This is a genomic window from Streptomyces pratensis (genome assembly GCF_016804005.1).
GTDB lineage: Bacteria > Actinomycetota > Actinomycetes > Streptomycetales > Streptomycetaceae > Streptomyces > Streptomyces pratensis_A.
The window spans coordinates 4909948-4928043 of the sequence record NZ_CP051486.1 but is presented as its reverse complement, the minus strand read 5'-3'; the positions used below and the strand labels follow the sequence as shown (position 1 = coordinate 4928043).

At 69.4% G+C, this 18096-nt stretch carries 15 protein-coding genes and 3 pseudogenes; 8 read left to right on the top strand and 10 right to left on the bottom strand.

Features of this window, described 5'->3' with window-relative positions; genetic code table 11:
- The first annotated feature begins 133 nt into the window (after window positions 1–133).
- Window positions 134–2011 (top strand): hypothetical protein, encoded by a 1878-nt coding sequence (locus tag HED23_RS19910; RefSeq protein WP_238442047.1) that lies wholly within the window; start codon window positions 134–136, stop codon window positions 2009–2011.
- Between the two features lie 168 nt (window positions 2012–2179).
- Here the strand turns inward: HED23_RS19910 and HED23_RS19905 are convergent.
- A pseudogene (locus HED23_RS19905) lies at window positions 2180–2451 on the bottom strand (helix-turn-helix domain-containing protein); the annotation flags it as partial.
- A gap of 359 nt (window positions 2452–2810) precedes the next feature.
- On the opposite strand from HED23_RS19905, the gene HED23_RS19900 reads away from it, so the two are divergent.
- A complete protein-coding gene (locus HED23_RS19900; protein WP_203184756.1) occupies window positions 2811–3749 on the top strand; it encodes a MerR family transcriptional regulator in 939 nt (312 codons plus the stop codon).
- Between the two features lie 708 nt (window positions 3750–4457).
- Here HED23_RS19900 and HED23_RS19895 read toward each other — a convergent pair.
- From HED23_RS19895 to HED23_RS19875, 5 genes and pseudogenes are all read right to left on the bottom strand, one after another.
- On the bottom strand, window positions 4458–6014 hold the full coding sequence (locus HED23_RS19895) for an RICIN domain-containing protein (RefSeq protein WP_203184755.1): 1557 nt from the start codon (window positions 6012–6014) through the stop codon (window positions 4458–4460).
- A 469-nt stretch (window positions 6015–6483) separates the two neighbouring features.
- The gene (rraA, locus tag HED23_RS19890; protein ID WP_203184754.1) at window positions 6484–6903 is read right to left on the bottom strand and encodes a ribonuclease E activity regulator RraA; all 420 of its coding nucleotides are present in this window, start codon (window positions 6901–6903) and stop codon (window positions 6484–6486) included.
- Window positions 6866–7087: pseudogene (locus HED23_RS19885) on the bottom strand (class II aldolase/adducin family protein); the annotation flags it as partial. The gene rraA and the pseudogene HED23_RS19885, both read right to left, overlap by 38 nt.
- Window positions 7084–7578, bottom strand: a complete 495-nt coding sequence (locus HED23_RS19880) for a nucleotide-binding domain containing protein (protein WP_274383055.1) — start codon at window positions 7576–7578, stop codon at window positions 7084–7086. The gene HED23_RS19880 and the pseudogene HED23_RS19885, both read right to left, overlap by 4 nt.
- Before the next feature lie 45 nt (window positions 7579–7623).
- Window positions 7624–8091 carry a MarR family winged helix-turn-helix transcriptional regulator gene (locus tag HED23_RS19875; protein ID WP_203184753.1) on the bottom strand — a complete coding sequence of 156 codons (468 nt, stop codon included), beginning with the start codon at window positions 8089–8091 and terminating at the stop codon, window positions 7624–7626.
- A gap of 494 nt (window positions 8092–8585) precedes the next feature.
- Between HED23_RS19875 and HED23_RS19870 the strand changes: the two genes are divergently transcribed.
- Window positions 8586–9245: a hydrolase gene (locus HED23_RS19870; protein ID WP_203184752.1), complete on the top strand. Its 660-nt coding sequence runs from the start codon at window positions 8586–8588 to the stop codon at window positions 9243–9245.
- A gap of 285 nt (window positions 9246–9530) precedes the next feature.
- Here the strand turns inward: HED23_RS19870 and HED23_RS35350 are convergent.
- A pseudogene (locus HED23_RS35350) lies at window positions 9531–9949 on the bottom strand (transposase); the annotation flags it as partial.
- Window positions 9950–10042: 93 nt separating this feature from the next.
- On the opposite strand from HED23_RS35350, the gene HED23_RS19865 reads away from it, so the two are divergent.
- Entirely contained in the window at window positions 10043–10816 is a 774-nt protein-coding gene (locus HED23_RS19865; protein WP_238442046.1) for a GTP pyrophosphokinase, read from the top strand.
- 354 nt (window positions 10817–11170) lie between these two features.
- Window positions 11171–11575, top strand: coding sequence for an FKBP-type peptidyl-prolyl cis-trans isomerase (locus tag HED23_RS19860; RefSeq protein WP_203184751.1), 405 nt, complete (start codon window positions 11171–11173; stop codon window positions 11573–11575).
- Between the two features lie 278 nt (window positions 11576–11853).
- On the opposite strand, the gene HED23_RS19855 is transcribed toward HED23_RS19860, so the two are convergent.
- A complete protein-coding gene (locus tag HED23_RS19855; protein ID WP_203184750.1) occupies window positions 11854–12294 on the bottom strand; it encodes a hypothetical protein in 441 nt (146 codons plus the stop codon).
- Window positions 12295–12555: 261 nt separating this feature from the next.
- Here HED23_RS19855 and HED23_RS19850 point away from each other — a divergent pair, with 261 nt between their 5' ends.
- On the top strand, window positions 12556–13146 hold the full coding sequence (locus HED23_RS19850; RefSeq protein WP_203184749.1) for a TetR/AcrR family transcriptional regulator: 591 nt from the start codon (window positions 12556–12558) through the stop codon (window positions 13144–13146).
- Window positions 13147–13158: 12 nt separating this feature from the next.
- On the opposite strand, the gene HED23_RS19845 is transcribed toward HED23_RS19850, so the two are convergent.
- Entirely contained in the window at window positions 13159–14178 is a 1020-nt protein-coding gene (locus HED23_RS19845) for an SMP-30/gluconolactonase/LRE family protein (RefSeq protein WP_203184748.1), read from the bottom strand.
- 202 nt (window positions 14179–14380) lie between these two features.
- On the opposite strand from HED23_RS19845, the gene HED23_RS19840 reads away from it, so the two are divergent.
- Entirely contained in the window at window positions 14381–16183 is a 1803-nt protein-coding gene (locus HED23_RS19840; RefSeq protein WP_203184747.1) for a flavin-containing monooxygenase, read from the top strand.
- A 399-nt stretch (window positions 16184–16582) separates the two neighbouring features.
- Here HED23_RS19840 and HED23_RS19835 read toward each other — a convergent pair whose 3' ends face one another.
- Window positions 16583–17413, bottom strand: a complete 831-nt coding sequence (locus HED23_RS19835) for an SDR family oxidoreductase (RefSeq protein ID WP_203184746.1) — start codon at window positions 17411–17413, stop codon at window positions 16583–16585.
- A gap of 64 nt (window positions 17414–17477) precedes the next feature.
- Here HED23_RS19835 and HED23_RS19830 point away from each other — a divergent pair, with 64 nt between their 5' ends.
- The gene (locus HED23_RS19830; protein WP_203184745.1) at window positions 17478–18095 is read left to right on the top strand and encodes a TetR/AcrR family transcriptional regulator; all 618 of its coding nucleotides are present in this window, start codon (window positions 17478–17480) and stop codon (window positions 18093–18095) included.
- The last annotated feature ends 1 nt before the right edge of the window (window position 18096 follow it).

Below are 18096 nucleotides of genomic sequence, written 5' to 3'. Positions count from 1 at the left end.
CCCGGTGCGATCACCGACCCACGCTAGCCACCGGCCCCGGGCGGTGGAGTCCCACAGCGGTCTCACAGGAGTCTCAGAGGCCGATCCGGTTCGCGGTCTTCTCGTCACGAAGCCCGGTCAATAGGGTGTCGCCGTGATCGACGACGGGCCCGCGGGAAGCGTGTTGGGAGACCTCATGACCGAGGCGGCGGCGACCGGTGCGCCGGTTCGGGCGACGCCCGAGTCGCTGCGGGTGGCGATGGACCGCCACCGGCTGGTCAACCTGACGGGGCCACTCGGGAGCGGCAAGTCCTGGCTGGTGTCACGCCTGTCGCCGGCACGCGTGCTGGACCTGTCCCGCGGCGACACCCCGGACGCCGTGCGGACGGCGCTCGCCGAGCCCACCACCCGGCCGCTGGTACTGGACGGCGCCGACGGCCCGGAGGCCCTCGCCGCGCTGGATCACACGCGGCTCCCGCGCGAAGCGCCCGCCACGCCCCTGCTCGTGGTGAGCCGGCGGTCCTTACTGGCGCAGCCCGGCTGGACGCTCTCGGGAGCGGCTGTCATCGAGACCGCGCCGTGGTCCGACGACCGGATCGCCCGGCTGGTGGCCGGCGCTCAACTGGCCGACCCGGTGGCACGGGACCTGGTCGTCCGCATGGCCGGGGGCAATCCGCTTGTCGCGAGCGCGGCCTGCAGGGCCCTGCACGCGGGCGCCCCGCCGGACGCCCCCGGGGCAGTCGCCGACCAGGTCGTGCAGGAGATCACCGAGCGGCTCTCGCGCGAGCGGCCCGCCCACGGGTGGCAGCGCGCCCTGGACAAACTCGCCACCGTCTGGGGCGGGGACCGGGAACTCCTCGAAGAGGGCCGGGAGCTCTTCGACACCCTGGGCCGGCTCAGCCTCGTGACCCGTACGGAACTCGGTCTGACCGTCCTGGAACCGTTCCGCGCCGTGTTCGAACAGGCCCACCGGTGGCGGCAGCCCGCCGCCCACCACGGTCTACGGTCCCGCGCGCACACCCATCGCAGGCGGCAGCTGGCCGCGGAGGCGAGCGTCGCCCGCAGGGGGCGGCTCGCCGAGGGAACCATGGCCCTCATCGACGACACCGTCGTACGCGAGACGCTGTTCCCGGCGAGCGCGGGCGACGGCGCGATCCAGACCGCGACCCCGGGCGACGCCGACGACATCGGCGGGCTGATGCACCAGTGGGCCCGGCAGGGAGGCATGGACACCCGGCGCACGGAACGCATGGTGGAACGGTGGCTGCACGACGACCCCGCCGGCTTCCGGATGGCCCGGGACCGCGACGGCCGGGCCGTGGGCGTCATGGGTCTGGTCCGCGTCGCCGACCGCACCGTCGGCAGCATGGAACCCCTGCTCCAGCAGCACACCGACCGGCTGATGGGCGGGCAGCGGACCCGGTCCCTGGTCCTCGGGGCCGCGTACTGCCCGGAGCGCGGACTGCACGCGCGGTTGCTGCGGGACCTGCTGCACCACGTCATGGCCAACAGCCTGCTGCTGACGGTCTCCACGCCTAGCCCGCGCTATCAGAAGCTCCTGACGAGCTTACGTTTCCATCAGCACGGCACCACCACCGACGACGTCTACCGGTGCGGCCGGAAACCCGAGATCTACAGCCAGGACTTCGGACACGACGCGATCACCGACTGGGTGGAGCGGCTCGCCCTCGGGCCGGGGCCGGGCGGCCCCTCGGCCACCGGCCGCGATGTGGGACAGGCCCTCGCGCACGTCACCGACCTCGCCTGGCTGGCGCACAGCCCGCTGCTGCGCTCCCGGGGCACGGAGACTGCGGAGGATCTGCGGAAGGCGCTGCGGGACGGGGTGCGCACCCTGGCGGACAGCGACGTACTCGAAGACGCCGAGGCCGGGCAGATCCTGCTGCACTACTACCTCGGGCGCCGGCAGACCCATCAACAACTGGCACGCACGCTCCACATGAGCCGGGCCACCTACTTCCGTCGGCTCCGGCACGGACTGGACCTTCTCGGGCAACGGCTGGCGACGGACTGAGCCCTGCGCACCGATGGCGCGGGAAGTCCGCGGGCGGGACCGGAAGCCGCCACGCGCTCCCGGCCTGTCCTCAGCCGTTCGGCCGCCCTCCGGGCCCGTGCCGGAACGATCCCTGAGCGGCCGCCCGGAGGCCCGGCGACGGATGGTCGTCACGTCGGCGAGGAACGCTCACGTGTCCCGGGTACCGGGCAGCTTGCCCAGCGCGTCGCGGAGCGCGGCGCGCGAGGTGATGCCCAGTTTGGGGAAGGCCCGGTACAGGTGGGAGCCCACCGTGCGGGGCGACAGGTGCATCCTTTCGCCGATCTCCCTGTTGGTCAGGCCTCCGGCGGTCAGATCGGCGATCCGGCGCTCCTGCCGGGTCAGAGCTGAGAGGTCGGCAGCGGAGATGTGGGGGAGACGTCGGCCGTACTGAGTTCGGCCCGTGCCCGCTCGGCCGGTGTCCACCGCATGGCCCTTCAGAATCGCCATGTCGACCTGAAGCACGAGTTCTACGAGCGCGTCCGCGCCGAGACGAAGTAACTCCCCGAATCGGAGAAGCGGCTCCCGCAAGACCGTGTCCGACCTCGAAGACTCTGTTGCCGCGTAAAGGCCCGAAATAATGGCACTCCGGTACCAAGTCGCCCGGCCTTCGCTCGCGAACGCCGTTCTCACCCGCCGGGGCCGGAATCCGGAGACTCGCCCGGAAGAGGCCCTGGACAATGTCGTCCGTCTCGACCGAGTTCATCCCGCTTCTGACTGATCCTCCGGGGCAGGCAAGACGGCTTGAGTCTCCCGTAGGGGGAGGCGTAAAGGTGGGGACATGGACGGCATCACGCTCTACTCGATCGGCGAGCTCGCTCGGCGGACCGGTCTCACGGTCAAGACCATTCGGTTCTACTCCGATCGCGGAATCGTGAAGCCGACGGAACGCAACCCGGCCGGCTACCGCCTCTACGACACCCACGCCGTCGCACGCCTGGCCTTCGTACGGACCCTGCGTGAGCTGGGACTGGACCTCCCCACGATCCGCAAGGTCGTGGACCGGGAGCTCTCGCTTCCCGAAGTCGCCACGGCCCACGCTGACGCACTGGCCGTGCAGATCGACGTCCTGCGTCTGCGGCGCGCGGTGCTGACGGTAGTGGCCGAGCGCGGGTCTACCCCTGAGGAGACAGAACTCATGCACCAGTTGGCACAGCTCTCCGAGGATGAACGCCGACGTCTGATCGGAGATTTCCTCGACGCTGTTTTCGGTGGTCTCGACACCGCCTCCGCATTCGCGGCGGCCATACGTTCGATGACCCCCGAACTCCCTGAGAACCCCGAGGCCGAGCAAGTCCAGGCGTGGGTGGAGCTGGCCGAGCTGTCCCTGGATCCTGACTTCCGTGCCGGACTGCGCCGGATGGTGGAGGACCAGGTCGCCGAACAGGCCCACGCCGGCGTTCCGGGGCCTCGCCGTGACACGGTGGCAGTCATTCGCGACCAGGTCGGCCCGGCCCTGGCCGTCGGCATCGCCCCTGCCTCGCCCGAGGCCGATCCGATCGTCGCGGCGTTCACGGCGCACTACGCCCATATCCTCGGTCGCCGCGACGACGCCGAACTTCGCCACCAGCTGTCGACTCGGCTGGAGAGTGTGAACGACCCTCGCAGGGAGCGGTATATCCGGCTCCTCGCGGTCGTCAACGGCTGGCCGGCCCCACAGAGTCTGGCGCCCGCGTTCGACTGGTCCGTCGAGGCCCTGCGTGTCCGGGCACAGCGATGACTGGCCGGTCACAAGGCGGCATGGCCCAGCCATGGCCGACATCGGGCGAGTACACCGCCGCACGTGATCGGCCAGTGCATCCCGCCGTCGTCCTGCAGGCAGCCGCGACAACGACCTCTCGCGCTCTCATTCTTCGGCAGAAGTTACTGGCCACGGCCGTTGGCGGTGATCACGGCTGTGCTGGTGGTTCGCGCAGTGGACATGGTGCTCACCTTGTCGGTGGGTCGCAGAGAGAAGTCAGCGGAGGAAGGAGTGCGGGGCAAGGCTTTCCTGGCGTCTGAGACTGCTCAGCCGTGCAACGTGCGGGGCGGGGGCGGACTCGGCCGTGACAATGGGGTGGTGCAGCGTGTCGAGGGCGCGTACCAGGATGTATCCGCCCGGAGCCAGCTTGCTGCACGAGCCGTGCGAGTAAGCAGAGTTCAGCGGCTGTCATCCGTCCGCGTGGTCCTGGGTGCTGCGGAGTGTGCCGAGCGGCGCCGAGATGTGCCTGGAACGGCTCTCCGGTGCCGTCCCGGGGACCAGGACGGCCTCCCCGTGAGGCGCCGACGGGGAGGCCGGGCTGTACGACTCCTCGGACGGCGCCTCTTGGTTCCGTGAGCTTGATTTCGGCATCCGGGTGACTCTTTTCCCGGGCACCCGGAGCACCGGTCCGCCGGGTGCCCGGATTCATGCGCGGACCCGAGCAGAACCCGACGGAATCGGGTCCCCTCACCACCCCGTCCGCAGGCTGCTCAGGAACGGGGCAAGCCGGTCTGCGATCACCCGGTCGTCGTGAGCCGAGGTGTGCCGGTCACAGCCGAGGAAGTCCAGGCCCGACTGATCGAGGAACCAGTAGTGGACCCCGCTGTCGCCGGCGTCGTTGCGTGCCTCGACCACCTGCCGCACATGCTCGGCGTCCACGTCGAAGCCGACGGCCACGAGGGTGGTGCCGGCACCGTAGCGCTTCCGCAGCATCAGGAGGAACTCGCCGTAGGCGGTGCGGTAGGCGGCCGCGAGGCTGTCGGGCGTCCACGGTTCGCCAGGGGTGAGGTCGGAGAAGTCGTTGGCGCCGAGGTTGACCACCACGATCTGGGGGCACCACGTCCCCGGGTTCTGCCAGACGTCGCCGTCCACGTTCAGCAGGGCGCGGTCGTAGTACGTCCGGTACGTGACGTCCGGGGTGATGCCGACGACGTTGCGCACCATGCCGAGGCCGGAGAAGCCGTTGGTCTGGTAATCGGCGTCCAACTGCCGGGCGGTGAGTGCGCCGTAGCTCACGTCGGTGTTGGTGTTCCGCTTGAGCTGCTCCGGATTGCACTCGCGGGTGCCCGAGACGTTCCCGTAGCCCACCGTTATGGAGTCCCCGATGAACTCGATCTGGCGGTCGCGGGGTGCCGGCTTGCTCAGTACGGCGCCCCCGGGCGCGGCGACGAAGCCTCCGAACGTGCTGGTGTCCCCCGGGGTGTCGTTGCGTTTGACGACCCGGACCGTGTGTTCGCCGTCCCGCAGACCGTCGATCCAGTGCGTGGTGTCGCCGGGTGTGACCAGGGTGGCGACGGTGGCCCCGTCGACCTGGACGTCGTAGTCGGCGGCCGCGCAGTCGAGTACCACCCCGAGGCCGGTCCCGCGGAAGCGGCCCTCGAAGTACACCCCGGGCCAGCTGAACTGCACCACCCTCCCCAGGTCCTTGACCCGCCCTGCGGTGTGCACCTGCTCCGAGACGCTCTTCACGGGGACCAGCTGCCACTGCTGGTTGGCACCACCCGAGTCGGTGAACTGCACAACCTCGGCACCGTCCGTTGTGGCGGCGTTCCGGACCTCGACGGCCTTGCCGCTGTTTCGGTTGATCAGACGTACGTGGCCGTCCGCCGATTCCTCCAGCCGGAACTGCTGGTTCGAGCCGTTGGTGTCGTCCCACTGCACGATGTCCGCGTGGTCGGCGCCGGACCGGCCGTGGACGTCGAGCACCCTGCCCGAGTGCTGGGCCTTCAGCCGGTAGTAGCCGTCGCCCGAGTCGACGAACTGGAACCGCTGATGGGTACCGCCGTTGCGGGTCCACTGCTGAACGGGGGTTCCCTCGGCAGTGCTTGCACCGGATATGTCCAGCGCCTTGCCGCTGCCGTGGTTGACGAGCTCGTACCATGAGCCCGCGTCCACTGTCGCCGCTCGCGTGGTCCCGGTCGCGCCCGGCCCTGCCGAGGGAGTCGTCGGCAGGGTCGTCGCCGCGGCAGGCGCCGCCTGGCGCCTCCCGCGCCCCGGCTCCGGGTTCCCGTCTCTGAAAGTCATCCGCGTGCCATCTTTCCGGCTCTGTGGAGCATCGGTGGGTTACGGCTGAACGTCCGACATTCCACCCCTGGATGTCAACCAATTTGAAGGGATGACAAAGCTCAACAGGCGTTCCGATTCAAGCGACTTGCTGAACCAATCCACCTACCTGCACACGCTGGACATCGGATGTGTCATGCAGTTTGAAGCCGGGGTGGGCGCCCAACGACGCAGTTATGAATGTCCCGTCACCAGTACGCAACACCGACCGGCCGATGTCATCGAGCCGTGGCATCGGGCCGTACCGCCCCTACCCTCCGGCCCACTTCGCCAGGTCCTCGAAGACGAAGTCGAGGAAGATCATCAGCAGGGACATGCCGCCGAAGGCGGCTCACCCCCCTGTAAAGGGCCCCGCGACGAGGCCCGGCGCGGTGACCGACCGTGAACGATCAGCCGAAGGTGCGCAGATCACGGGTCAGTGCACCGCGCCTTACGGCAGGAGCGCGATGCCGTCGTCGTCGGCGTGAAGGATGTCGCCGGGGCGGAACGTGACACCGCCGAAGGTGATGTCGGCATCGAGGGCTCCGGTGCCGGCCTTGTCGCTCTTGCGGGGGATGGTGCCGAGCGCTTTGATGCCGAGCCGGAGGCGGGACAGCGCGACGCTGTCGCGGACGGCTCCGTGCAGGACGAGGCCGGCCCAGCCGTTGTCCTGGGCGGCTCCGGCGATGAGGTCGCCGACCAGGGCCGTGCGCAGGGATCCGCCTCCGTCGACGACGAGAACATGGCCGTCGCCGGGGGTGCGCAGGAGGTCGCGCGTGAGCTCCTGGCCGGACCCGGTAGAAGGCGGCGTGCAGGAACGACTCCTTCGTGGGCGGAGGGCCGTCCAGGTGGGTGCCGTGCAGGTCGGCACGGGACAACTCGGCTTCCTGGATGTTGCCGAAGCTGGACCCGCTGGGAGTGAGCAGGAGAGTGCCGTCGGCCGGCCGGATGGAGAGGTTGCCGGTCGAGCCGTGCGTCAGACCGCGGGTGAACAGGGAGCGCGCAGTGCGGACGATGAGGTTCCGGGCCGCCGACTCATCGGCGTAGGCACTCACCTGCTCTTCGTGAGAGCGCGTGTGAACAGGTCGGGGGCGCTGAAGTTGCCGGATTTCAGCATGAGGGCGAGATCTTCTCGGTGGCCGCGTACGTCCATGGCACGCCCGTCGTCGGCCTCCTCGCCGACGAGGACGGCACGGACACCCAGCGCCGTGGTGACGGCTCCAGAGGTCTCCCCGCCTGCCACGAGCAGTCGGCGTACGCCGCGTCCGACCAGGTGTGAGGCGAGAGCGCCGAGTAGTTCCTCGACATGTTGCGGGGCTTCCACCACACCCAACTGGGCCTGCACAGAGGCCAGTTCTTCCGGTGACGCCGAGGCGTAGATCAGGACGGGCCGGTCGCAGCCCTGGGCGTCGTACCAGGCCGGTGCCTCACCGGTGACGTCGCGGCCGGCTGTGGCGGCGAGTACGTCGAGGCGGAGGGAGGGCAGGCCGGCGGCGTGGAACCGGGCGATCTGTTCCAGCGTGCGGGCCGAGCGGCTGCCCGCCAGGACGCCGGCCCGCCCGCCGTGCTCGAGCCGCGTCTCCTCGCCCGGTCAGTCCGACTGCTTCTCCATGTGCTCCAGGACGTGCTCGGAGATACGGGCGAGCGCTTTGAGTTGCTGGGGCGTCAGGGCGTCGATGAACAGTCGGCGGACGTGCTCGACGTGCTGGCCCGCGGCCTCTTCGATGGCCTCGTAGCCGGCCGGGGTGGCGACGATGAACGCGCCGCGTCCGTCGTCGGGGCATTCCTCCCTGGCCAGGAGCCCGCGTTTCGTCATCCGCGTGACCTGGTGGGACATTCGGCTCTTCTCCCACTCCACGAGTTTGGCCAGATCCAGCAAGCGCATCCGACCGCCGCCCCTTTCGGTGAGGCCGGCGAGCACGACGTAGTCGGATGCGGACATTCCGGAGTCGGACTGGACGTGGCGGGACAGCCGTCCGATGAGCTTCTCCTGCATGCGGATGAAGTTGTCCCAGGCGGCTTTCTCTTCCCCGACGAGCCAGCGCGGCGGTGCGTCCATGGGCAGCAGTTTAGCGAGGCCGTCTGTCAGTCATCTGCGCGCAGGGTCGGCGAGGCGACCCTCGGCGAGGCAGGGCCCGCCGTGTCCTGGGTGGCCGGACCCCGGGGCGGCCATTTCCCGGCGATCGCCGAGAGCGGCGTGATCCGCCGCTCCGACATCCGGCGGACCGGGCGTGCCTCCACGAGGGCGTTCGCAGGGCCGCAGGCATGGTGAACTCAGCCCGCCGGACAACTAGTTGACACGTCCACCGTCGCTGCTAATGTTGGTGACGTGTCAACCACTTGGTCGGGCTGACCGACCTCGACGCCGTGCCGTGTCGCCGCGGAAGCGGAATCCGTCCGGGACGCGATGCCGACCGTTACGGCGCGGTGGTTGGCCGACTCGGTCTCGATGCCGCATGTGCGGAGGAGTACGGCCGCGTTCCGGCGTCGAGATCTGCGGCGTCCGTCCGAGCACCCCGAGCACGCGAAGACAAGTACCCGGAAAGGGATCCCATGAGCAAGGAAACGAAGTCCGGACTGCAGGCGCTGCTGACGCCCGAGGAGAGCGTCGTCGTCCTGATCGACCACCAGCCGTTCCAGTTCGCCAACCTGAACAGCCACGAGCCCACGATGATCGTGAACAACGTCGTCGGGCTCGCCAGGGCCGCCAAGGTGTTCGACGTCCCGACCATCCTGACGACCGTGTTGGAGGAGCGCGGCGGCTACATCATCAAGGGGCTGCAGGACGTGTTCCCGGAGCAGAAGCCGATCGACCGCACGTTCATCAACACCTGGCAGGACGAGCGTGTCACCGACGCCGTCAAGGCGACCGGCCGCAAGAAGCTGATCATCGCCGGTCTCTGGACGGAGATCTGTGTCGCAATGCCGGCGATACAGGCGGCTGGTGAGGGCTTCGAGGTGTTCGTGGTCACCGACGCCTCGGGCGGTGCCTCGAAGGAAGCCCATGAGATGGCCGTGCATCGCATGGTTCAGGCGGGCGTGGTGCCGATCACCTGGCAGGCCGTCGCGGGGGAGTGGCAGCGCGACTGGGCCCGCGAGGAGACCTTCCCGGGCATGACCGAAGTCCTGGTCCAGCACGGGGGCGCCACCGGCATCGCCTTCAGCTGGGAGACGCAGCTGCTCGCTTCAGGGCGTGGCGGGAAGACCGCCTGAGGGGTTCGGCCAGTCGGTGGCCTCTTGCGGTCGTGCATTGCACGTCAGTCGCTGAGCAGCTCTGATGCGGGGCTGCGGGGAGGCGCAGCGGCCGGTTCCGTGACCATGGCCATCGGCCCGGAACCGGCCGATGGCCAGGTCCCCGGACCGCTGAGGACCACCACAGCCGCCCCATGAGGGGAAATGCGTGCTCTCTGCCCCGAGTGACAGGCCCGGACTTCCTTGCTCTGCCCGGCATCGCTCGTTTCCGCCGCGTAAGAAGTCCCGACAAAGGCGTTGGTCGTGTCGGTGGGTGATGAGGCAGGTCGCGAGGTCGAGGAAGGCTCCGTGGATGTCGTCGTGTCGTTCCCGCCGGACGCGAAGGTGCCGGAAGCCGTGGAGCTGGGCGATCGTCGCTCGACGACCCAGCGATGAGTTCCGAGGCCGGAGCCGTGCGCTGCTCCGCGGCGGGCGATGACCGGTTTGATGTCCTGAGCCCGGACCGGCCGGCGGTACCCGTGGTAGTCGTAGCCGTGGTCCCGGAGCTGGACGTCGGGCCGTCGACGGAGCCGTCCCACGAGCCCTGGGGTCGACGGGATCTCGGTGAGCGGGGGCATGAGCTGGGCGACGTCATTGCGGTTCCCGCCGGTCAGAGACACCGCGAGCCGCATGCCCTGACCGTCGACGTGGACGTGTTCGCCTTCTCCGTAGGTAGCCCGGCCCCTTCGCCGGTGCGATCATGGGACTGCGCATCCGCGATCACGTACCCGGCCGGCGACGCCCGTCCACGCCTCCCGCCCGGGAGAGGAGCTGCCCTCGTGGCCGACCAGCCGACCCAGAGACCGGACGGGGAGCCGCGCAAGTCTGCGGACGTGGCGTTCGCGCGCCGGATGCGCAAGGACTTCCAGCGCATCGAGATGGAGTACGAGTTCGCCGTCGACGAGGTGCTGACCAAGGTGTCGATCCTGCGCAGGGAATTCCTGCACCTGCACCGGTACAACCCGATCGAGCACGTCGGCTCCCGGGTCAAGTCCACCGAGAGCATCCTGCGGAAGGCCGCACGTCTCGACATCGCCCCCACACCCGAGGCGATCCGGGCCGGCATCCAGGACATTGCCGGAGTGCGCATCACGTGCAGTTTCATCGCCGACACCTACCAGGTCCTGGAGGCGCTCACCTCGCAGGACGATGTGCGCGTACTCCAGGTCAAGGACTACATCGCCGCCCCGAAGCCCAACGGTTACAAGAGTCTGCACGCGCTCATCGAGATTCCGGTGTTCCTCAGTACGGGCCCGGTCCCCGTGACCGTGGAGGTACAGATCCGGACGATCGCCATGGACTTCTGGGCCAGCCTGGAGCACAAGATCTACTACAAGTACGAGGGCCAGGTGCCGCCCGGACTCGTCGCCAGCCTGACCGAGGCCGCGCACCTCGCCGAGCAGCTCGACCACCGTATGGAGGAGCTGCACACCGAGGTGCGCGGGGGCGAGCGCTTCGAGGCCGGCGCGCCGGACTTGGAGGAGCAGTTGCTGATGCAGCTGTGGGACAGCGCCCGCTCGGGCGGCGCGGACGAGGAGCCGTCGGCGGGCTGACGCCGGACCCTCCGGACGGGCCTCGTGGTGGGTCCATCGGAGGGCCTTCTCCCATGTGAGCGCGGACATCTCGACCAGCTCGACGGCGGAGCGTAGCCGCGCCGGACCGGGGATCGAGTGAGTGGCCGGCCGGGGCAGCGCAGGTGGACGATATCCGCCGTGTTCGCGTCCGGCGGGCAGGTGCCTACGCGGTCGGCCCGGGGCGCGCATCGATCGGTCGCTGACCCGCCTCCAGGGCCCGGGGTGCACCTCGGAGCACGGGGACTGCCGTAGCGTGATCGCCTGCCGCATGGAAGGCCCATGTGTCCGGTCGACCCGTGCGAGGGATTCCGGTGGCAGAGCGAGGGGACCGTGATGAGCGAACTGGCGAAGCCCAGGATCGAGGTTCCGGAGGGTGTCGCGACCACCGAGTTGACGATCCGGGACCTCGTGGTCGGGGATGGACCCGAGGCGCAGCCGGGCAGGGTCGTCCAGGTTCACTACGTAGGGGTCACCTTCGCGTCCGGAAGGGAGTTCGACTCCTCCTGGGAGCGGGACCGGCCGTTCAAGTTCGCCGTGGGCGGTGGCAAGGTCATCAAGGGCTGGGACCGAGGGGTGAGGGGAATGAAGGTCGGAGGCCGACGCGAGATCATCGTTCCCCCGCGTCTCGGTTACGGAAAGCAGTCACCCTCTCCGTCGATCCCGGCGGGCTCGACGCTGATCTTCGTCGTGGACCTGCTCTCGGTCGTGGGCGGCCCGCCGGAGCGAGGTGCGGCTTGACCGGCTCGTCCTGAAGCTGTCGGTCCCGAGGGGCTGGGGCGCTGTCGCTCCCACGTGAGGACAGGTGCACTCGTCCACTGCCGACGCCCTCGTCGTACAGGGTGTCGGCAGCGAGGAGCACGAGCACGCGCTGTGTGTCAGCTGGTGCCAGGGCAGGCCGGTGTGGGTCGACGTTTCAGCTCGACGTGGGTGTGCGCCGGTGGCCCGTTTCAGGGCGACGTGAGTGTGCGCCGGTGACCCGTATCAGCTCGACACGAGTGTGCGCCGGTGATCCCTGGTCAGCGGCGGCCGGTGGCCAGGGTGATGAGGAACTGACCGCCGCCCGGCTCGATGTCGGCGGTCACCGGCAGCCCCGGTACCAGTCGGGAGAACCGGTCCACCAGCCAGTCCGCAGCCTCCTGGGCGTCCCGCCTGGTCGGACAACGGCCCACCATCTCGCGGCCCCCCTTGCGCTCCAGCCTTCCGGCAACGGTGATCAGCGGCGCGGGTTCGACCACGTACAGGTGGTCAGGCCAGGCGATGACCACCTTGACCGCGCCCTTGCGGGTGTTGCATCCGCGGTGCGCGAGCCGCTCGGGGATCTTGGCCTTCCGGTCTGCGGTCCGGCTGTCGACGCTCGGCCCGCGCGGGTCGTTCACCGACTCGTCGGGGTCGACCGCCTCGTCGCACACCCAGCACCGCCAGCCGTCGCGCTCGGCCACATCATCAAGGAGACTCATCCGAGCAAACTAGCCTGCCCGGCCGTAACCCCGCGCACCAGGCCCCGGCAAGGTCCACACCGGCCGGCAACGCTGCAAGTCCTGGCAGCGGGCGTCATCGACGCTTCGACCTGCGTCGATGCAGATATACGTTGCTGGCCCGCCAAGGTATCGAGGCGGCGGGCCCGAGGGGCATCCAGGGAAGGTCGTCATCCGGGGGCCGAGGGTGAGAGGCCCCTCCCGCTGCGGCTCGCCATGCCGATCGGCCGGTACCCTTTCGGGATGACCCAGCCCCTTATGCCCGCCGAGCGGCGGCCCGCGAATCACGGGCCGAAGGTGGCTGCCCGCAACCGGGACGCTCTGATCGTCGCAGCGCGAGAGATCTACGCGGACCACGGGCTGGATGCCCCGCTTTCCGCGATCGCCCGTCGTGCCGGAGTCGGGCAAGGCGTCCTGTACCGGCATTTCCCCGACCGGGCAGCCGTGGCGATCGCCGTGCTGGAGGAGAACGTGCGGCAGGTCGAACAGGCGGCTGCGGCCGAGGGCGCGCTCTTCGCCGATGTCCTCGGTGTGCTGACCTGGCACCTGACGGAGTCGGCCGCCTTCCTGGGGCTGCTGCACACCAACGGGGCCACCGGCCACTCGGAAGCCCTCGCGCACGCCCTGGTTCTCTCGGGCAGGGTCGAGTCCGCCCTGCGGCAACACCTGCCTGCGGGGCACCGGCTGGCGACGGCGAACGACCTCATGCTCGCCGTCGCCATGGTCTCCGGTGCCACGAGCGGTCCCGCACGCGAGGTGCGGGAACGCCGGGCGAAGGCCGCGTGGCGGCTCCTGGGTGTCGAGGTGGGGCCGGTCCGGCCTTTCGAGGGGTGAGGGCCGGGGGTGTCAGCCGCCGTTGGACTGCCGGGTGCCCTTCCCCAGCGCGTCGAAGGTGTACAGGTACCCGCCGGCCGGTCCGCTGACGGTCATGTACGCCTTGGTCCCGCCGGGCGTGATCGCCACGTTGGTGGCCGACTCGAGTCCCCTGGTGCCGCCGGGGAGCTCAACGGTCGCCAGTCGCTCGCCGTGCCGGTCGTACACGGCCATGGCGGCTCGGCCGTGGAGTGCCTGGTAGAGGTTGCCCTCCGCGTCCACGGCGATCGAGTCGGTCTGGGCGATCCCGCCGTCCACCCGGATCGCTGTGTGCCGGGAAGTCATGCCTCCTTCTCCGTCGAGGCGGAGGTAGGAGATCCGGTTCTGTGTGAGTTCGCTGATCCACAGCCCCCGGTAGTCCGCGTCGAAGGAGATCCCGTTCACCGAGGCGAGACCGTCGGCGAGAACGGCGGACTTCTCGCCGTCCCGATCGATCCGCACCACACGCCCGTGCGCGTCACCGGTGGACAGGCTGCGTGAGTCGCTGACGTACAGGTTGCCCTCCTTGTCGAAGGCGATGTCGTCGGGGTTCATCTGTGCCCCGTCGACTTCGCCGGAGAAGAAGGGCTGCGGGTCGCTCCCGTCCGGGGCCAGGCTGACGATCTCGCCGTGGGCGTAGTCGGTGAGGTAGACGCGGCCGTCGTACGGGCTGAACTGTGCCGAGGTGTAAGCCCCTCGGCCATCCGTGTGAACGGCCTGCGACGTCTTCCTCTTCACATCGACCCGCATCACCTTCGGCTTCCCCGCAGGTGCGGTGACGTCGACGACGAGCAGTTTGCCGTTCTCGTCGAAGGCAGGGCCTTCGAGCAGGGTCATCCCGGTCTCTTCGTGAACCTTCGTCAACTGCATGACCTCGTGGGCGCGGATGGTCCTGTCCGCGCCGGCGGCCGGTGCGCCGACGACGGAGCCGCTCGTCTCCGTACCGCATCCGGTGAGGGCGAGCGCGCCGACGGTGGCGAGCACCGCGATGGATCGGACCGGGAGTTGTCGCACGAGGGGATCACTCTTCCTGTCTGTCTGCGGGTAGCCCGTCGGCCGAGTGGTGCGCACGGCTCGTACGGGGGCGCGGAGGCGCGCCCTGCACGCGTGCCATGAGTCACCCGTGCCGCAACCGGACAGTGTTGTCCGGTAGTTGCTACCGTAGCGGATGGCCGCTCGGTCCGACGCGGCCGATCGATTGGAGTGAGACCCCCACATGACAACCACTCGAACGACGGACTCAAACGGCCTCGGCGCCCTGAGGCAGCGCTACAGCCTCGAACGTGAACGGCGGGTCCGGTCCGACGGTGCCCGCCAGTACCGCTCGACAGAAGCCGAGTTCGGCTACTACGCCGCAGACCCCTACACGGGCGAAGCGGCCGGGCGTGAGCCGCTGCTGGACACCGTCGACGTCGCCGTGGTCGGCGGCGGGTTCGGCGGCATCCTCGCCGGGGCGCGGATGCGGCAGCAGGGTGTGGGACGCGTGCGGATCGTCGAGAAGGGCGGCGACTTCGGGGGCACCTGGTACTGGAACCGCTATCCGGGCGTCCACTGCGACATCGAGTCGCACGTCTACCTGCCGATGCTCGACGAGACCGGCTATGTGCCGGAGTGGAAGTACGCTCCCGGCGAGGAGATCCGCCGCCACGCGGTGCGCATCGCCGAGAAGTACGACCTCTATCAGCACGCCCTGTTCTCCACCGCGGTCACCTCGCTCACCTGGGACGAGGCGTCCGAGACGTGGATCGTGGCCACCGACCGCGGTGACGCCTTCCACGCCACGTACGTCGTCACGTCCACCGGCACCATGTCCGAGCCCAAGCTGCCCGGGATACCCGGCATCGAGAGCTTCCGGGGCCATACCTTCCACACGTCGCGCTGGGACTACTCCTACACCGGCGGCACCCCGGACGGGGGCATGACCGGCCTCGCGGGCAAGCGGGTGGGCATCGTCGGCACCGGAGCCACCGGCGTCCAGGCCATCCCGATGCTGGCCGAGGACGCCGAGCACGTCTACGTCTTCCAGCGCACCCCCTCCAGCGTCGATGTGCGCGCCAACCGCCGCACCACGGCCGCGGACGTCGGCGCCGACCGCGAGGGCTGGGCCCGCGAACGTCGCCAGAACTTCCTGCGTATCGTCTCCGGCGAGTCGGCCGACCAGGACCTCGTGGCCGACGGCTGGACCGCCTCGGCCGCTCTCCTGGAAAAGCTCCTGCCCAGCTTCCGCCGCGACGTGGAGGGGCCGTCCTTCGAAGCCGCTTACGAAGTGGCCGACGCCGCGAAGATGAACGACCTGCGCGCCCGTGTCGAGCAGACGGTCACCGACCCGGATACGGCGGAGAAGCTCAAGCCCTGGTACCGGTACGCCTGCAAGCGCCCCACGTTCTCCGACAAGTACTACGCGGCGTTCAATCGCGACAACGTCTCCCTGGTCGACACCGCAGACACGCACGGCATCGAGCGCATCACCGAGCACGGTGCCGTCGTCGGCGACGACACCTACGAACTCGACTGCCTGATCTTCGCCACGGGATTCTCCGTCGGGGTATCCGGCGTTCTCTCCGGCAAGCTCCCCGTCCTGGGCCGAGGCGGCACCCAGCTCCTGCACGCCTGGGCGCAACAGGGCCCGCGGACTCTGCACGGCTTCACCGGCAACGGCTTCCCGAACCTGATCCACATGGGGTCCCTGCACAACGCCAGCAGCGTCAACTTCACGCACGTACTGGACGAACAGGCCGTTCACGCCGCGGCCCTCGTCGCGGCGGCCGAAACCGAGGGCGCGCTCATCGAACCGTCCCCCGAAGCCGAGGACGCCTGGCTGGCCGTTCTGGCTAAGGACGCCGCGGACCACGAGTGGTTCCACGCCGAGTGCACCCCCGGCTACTACAACCGCGAGGGGCTCGGGCGCCCGAACACGGCGAGCGCCTATCCTCACGGCGCCTTCGCGTTCCATGAACTGCTCAAGCAGTGGCGCAAGGAATCCATAGGCGAGGTCCTGCAGCCCAAGGCCGTCCTCTAGAGCGTCCACGCCCGCCTCCGCCCCGTGCTGCATCCGGGGGCGGGGCCGTAAGACGCCGGTTCGGCCTCCTCCCAGGCCGAACCGGAGTCAGAAGCGGGACCTTCCTGAAAGAGCGAGGAGCACTCGCGGCCATCCCGTGGTCCACCGTGGCGAACGGCGCGCCACCCTCACACCGCCCCGGCCGGCCATCTGCTTCGCGCCAGGAGGATCGGCCGAGGTCGGTGTTTCACACGTACGAGCGCGAAGGAGTCGGGTGAGTCCACCCGGCCGAACAGGCCGTGACGAGCCCTGGGCCACCGAAGGCGCGTCGACTCGGTGTCACATACGCTCCGTCGCCAGGTCGCCAGGTCGCCAGGTCGCCAGGTCGTCAGCTCCTCAGGTCGTCAGGTCGTGCAGTCGTCAGGCCGCCGGAGCGAGACGGCCGGCGCGGATGGCCGCGACGACACCGCCGTCGACGAGCAGGTCGTTTCCGGTGATGAAGGACGCGTCGGGGCCGAGCAGGAAGGCGGCAGCTGCGGCGATGTCGTCGGGAGTGCCCATGCGGCCGGTGCCCGACGCGGCGATCATGGCACGCATGGTCCGGCCGTTGTCCCCGTCGAGTTCCTGTCGCCCCATGGGGGTGGCGATCACGCCGGGGCTGATGGAGTTGATGCGGGCTCCCCGCGCACCCCAAGAGGCGCTGGCTGCCTGGACGCGAAGCCGGTTGCCGTACTTCGCCAGACCGTAGGTGCCCTGTCCCAGGACTTCGGGGTCTGTGAAGGGCAGGTTCAGCAGATCCTCGGCCGGGGTGTGGGCGAGCGCATTCTCCTGCTCCGCGCTCAGAGGGGCCGGGAGCATGTGACTTGCCATGCTGGAGATCACCACACCGGCGCCACCCGGAGCGATGACCCGACCGAACTCCTCGATGATCAGCGCCGTACCCAGCAGATCCACCTTCAGGACTGCGGCGGCGGAGGCCTGAACGGGAGAGAGGCCGGCCGTGTGCACGACCTGGGTGACGGGTCCGAGCTGCGCGGCGGTGTTCGCGAGGGCGGTGACCGAGGGCGGCGACGAAACGTCGACCGCCCGGGTGACGATGTCGTGCCCCTGGCCGCGCAGCAGATCCGCGACGCCGGCGAGCGTCTTCTCGTCGAAGTCGGCAAGCAGCACCTTGTTGCCCGGGCCCTGGCGCCGGGCAATGGCCTGACCCATTCCGCCTGCGCCGATGACGACGACCACGTTCGTGCCCATGAGCCCCTCCTATAAACGTTACGGTACGTTTCGTAATTGAATCCTACTCGTAGGATGGGGTGCCATGGACGAGGTTCGACGGCCCGGAAGGCCCAGGGATGCGACGCGGGACGACGCCATCCTCAAAGCGGCACGGGATGTCGTTCTGCGCGACGGCTATGCGGGGCTCTCGATGGAGAAGGTCGCCGTCGCCGCCGGGGTGGGCAAGCCGACGGTCTATCGCCGCTGGTCCTCCAGGGCCGCCCTGGTCGCCGATGCCGTGATGCACAGCTTCCTCGCCTCGGTGCCCGGCATGGTCCCGCCCGGGAAACACGTCACCGGCACCACCACTCAGCAACTGACCGACTGGTTCCGGGCGTACGCGGCGTCGGTCGGCGACCCGCACCATGCGGCGATGGTCCTCGCCCTGGTCGCTGCCGCCGCAGAAAGCCCGCACGACGCCGAGAACCTCTACCGGCAGCACACCCGCACGCAGTACGAGATCATCGTGAGCCGCCTCCGTGCAGGAGTGGAGAGCGGCGAATTCCGTGCCGACGCCGACCTCGAAGCGGTCGCCGACGCCCTCATCGGCTCCGTCATCTACCAGCTGCTCACGCGCACGGACGAAGCCGCACCCCGACGAGCCGAGCATCTGCTCCACATTCTCCTGACGGGGCTGCGCAACACTGAGCGCCGAGCCTGAA

What these genes read in the sequence shown, in the direction of transcription:
- HED23_RS19855 (WP_203184750.1), bottom strand. Translation starts at nt 12,294, where the DNA reads ATGAGTCTCCTTGATGATGTGGCCGAGCGCGACGGCTGGCGGTGCTGG.
- HED23_RS19830 (WP_203184745.1), top strand. Translation starts at nt 17,478, where the DNA reads ATGGACGAGGTTCGACGGCCCGGAAGGCCCAGGGATGCGACGCGGGAC.
- HED23_RS19895 (WP_203184755.1), bottom strand. Translation starts at nt 6,014, where the DNA reads ATGACTTTCAGAGACGGGAACCCGGAGCCGGGGCGCGGGAGGCGCCAG.
- HED23_RS19840 (WP_203184747.1), top strand. Translation starts at nt 14,381, where the DNA reads ATGACAACCACTCGAACGACGGACTCAAACGGCCTCGGCGCCCTGAGG.
- HED23_RS19900 (WP_203184756.1), top strand. Translation starts at nt 2,811, where the DNA reads ATGGACGGCATCACGCTCTACTCGATCGGCGAGCTCGCTCGGCGGACC.
- HED23_RS19870 (WP_203184752.1), top strand. Translation starts at nt 8,586, where the DNA reads ATGAGCAAGGAAACGAAGTCCGGACTGCAGGCGCTGCTGACGCCCGAG.
- HED23_RS19850 (WP_203184749.1), top strand. Translation starts at nt 12,556, where the DNA reads ATGACCCAGCCCCTTATGCCCGCCGAGCGGCGGCCCGCGAATCACGGG.
- HED23_RS19875 (WP_203184753.1), bottom strand. Translation starts at nt 8,091, where the DNA reads ATGGACGCACCGCCGCGCTGGCTCGTCGGGGAAGAGAAAGCCGCCTGG.
- HED23_RS19835 (WP_203184746.1), bottom strand. Translation starts at nt 17,413, where the DNA reads ATGGGCACGAACGTGGTCGTCGTCATCGGCGCAGGCGGAATGGGTCAG.
- HED23_RS19860 (WP_203184751.1), top strand. Translation starts at nt 11,171, where the DNA reads ATGAGCGAACTGGCGAAGCCCAGGATCGAGGTTCCGGAGGGTGTCGCG.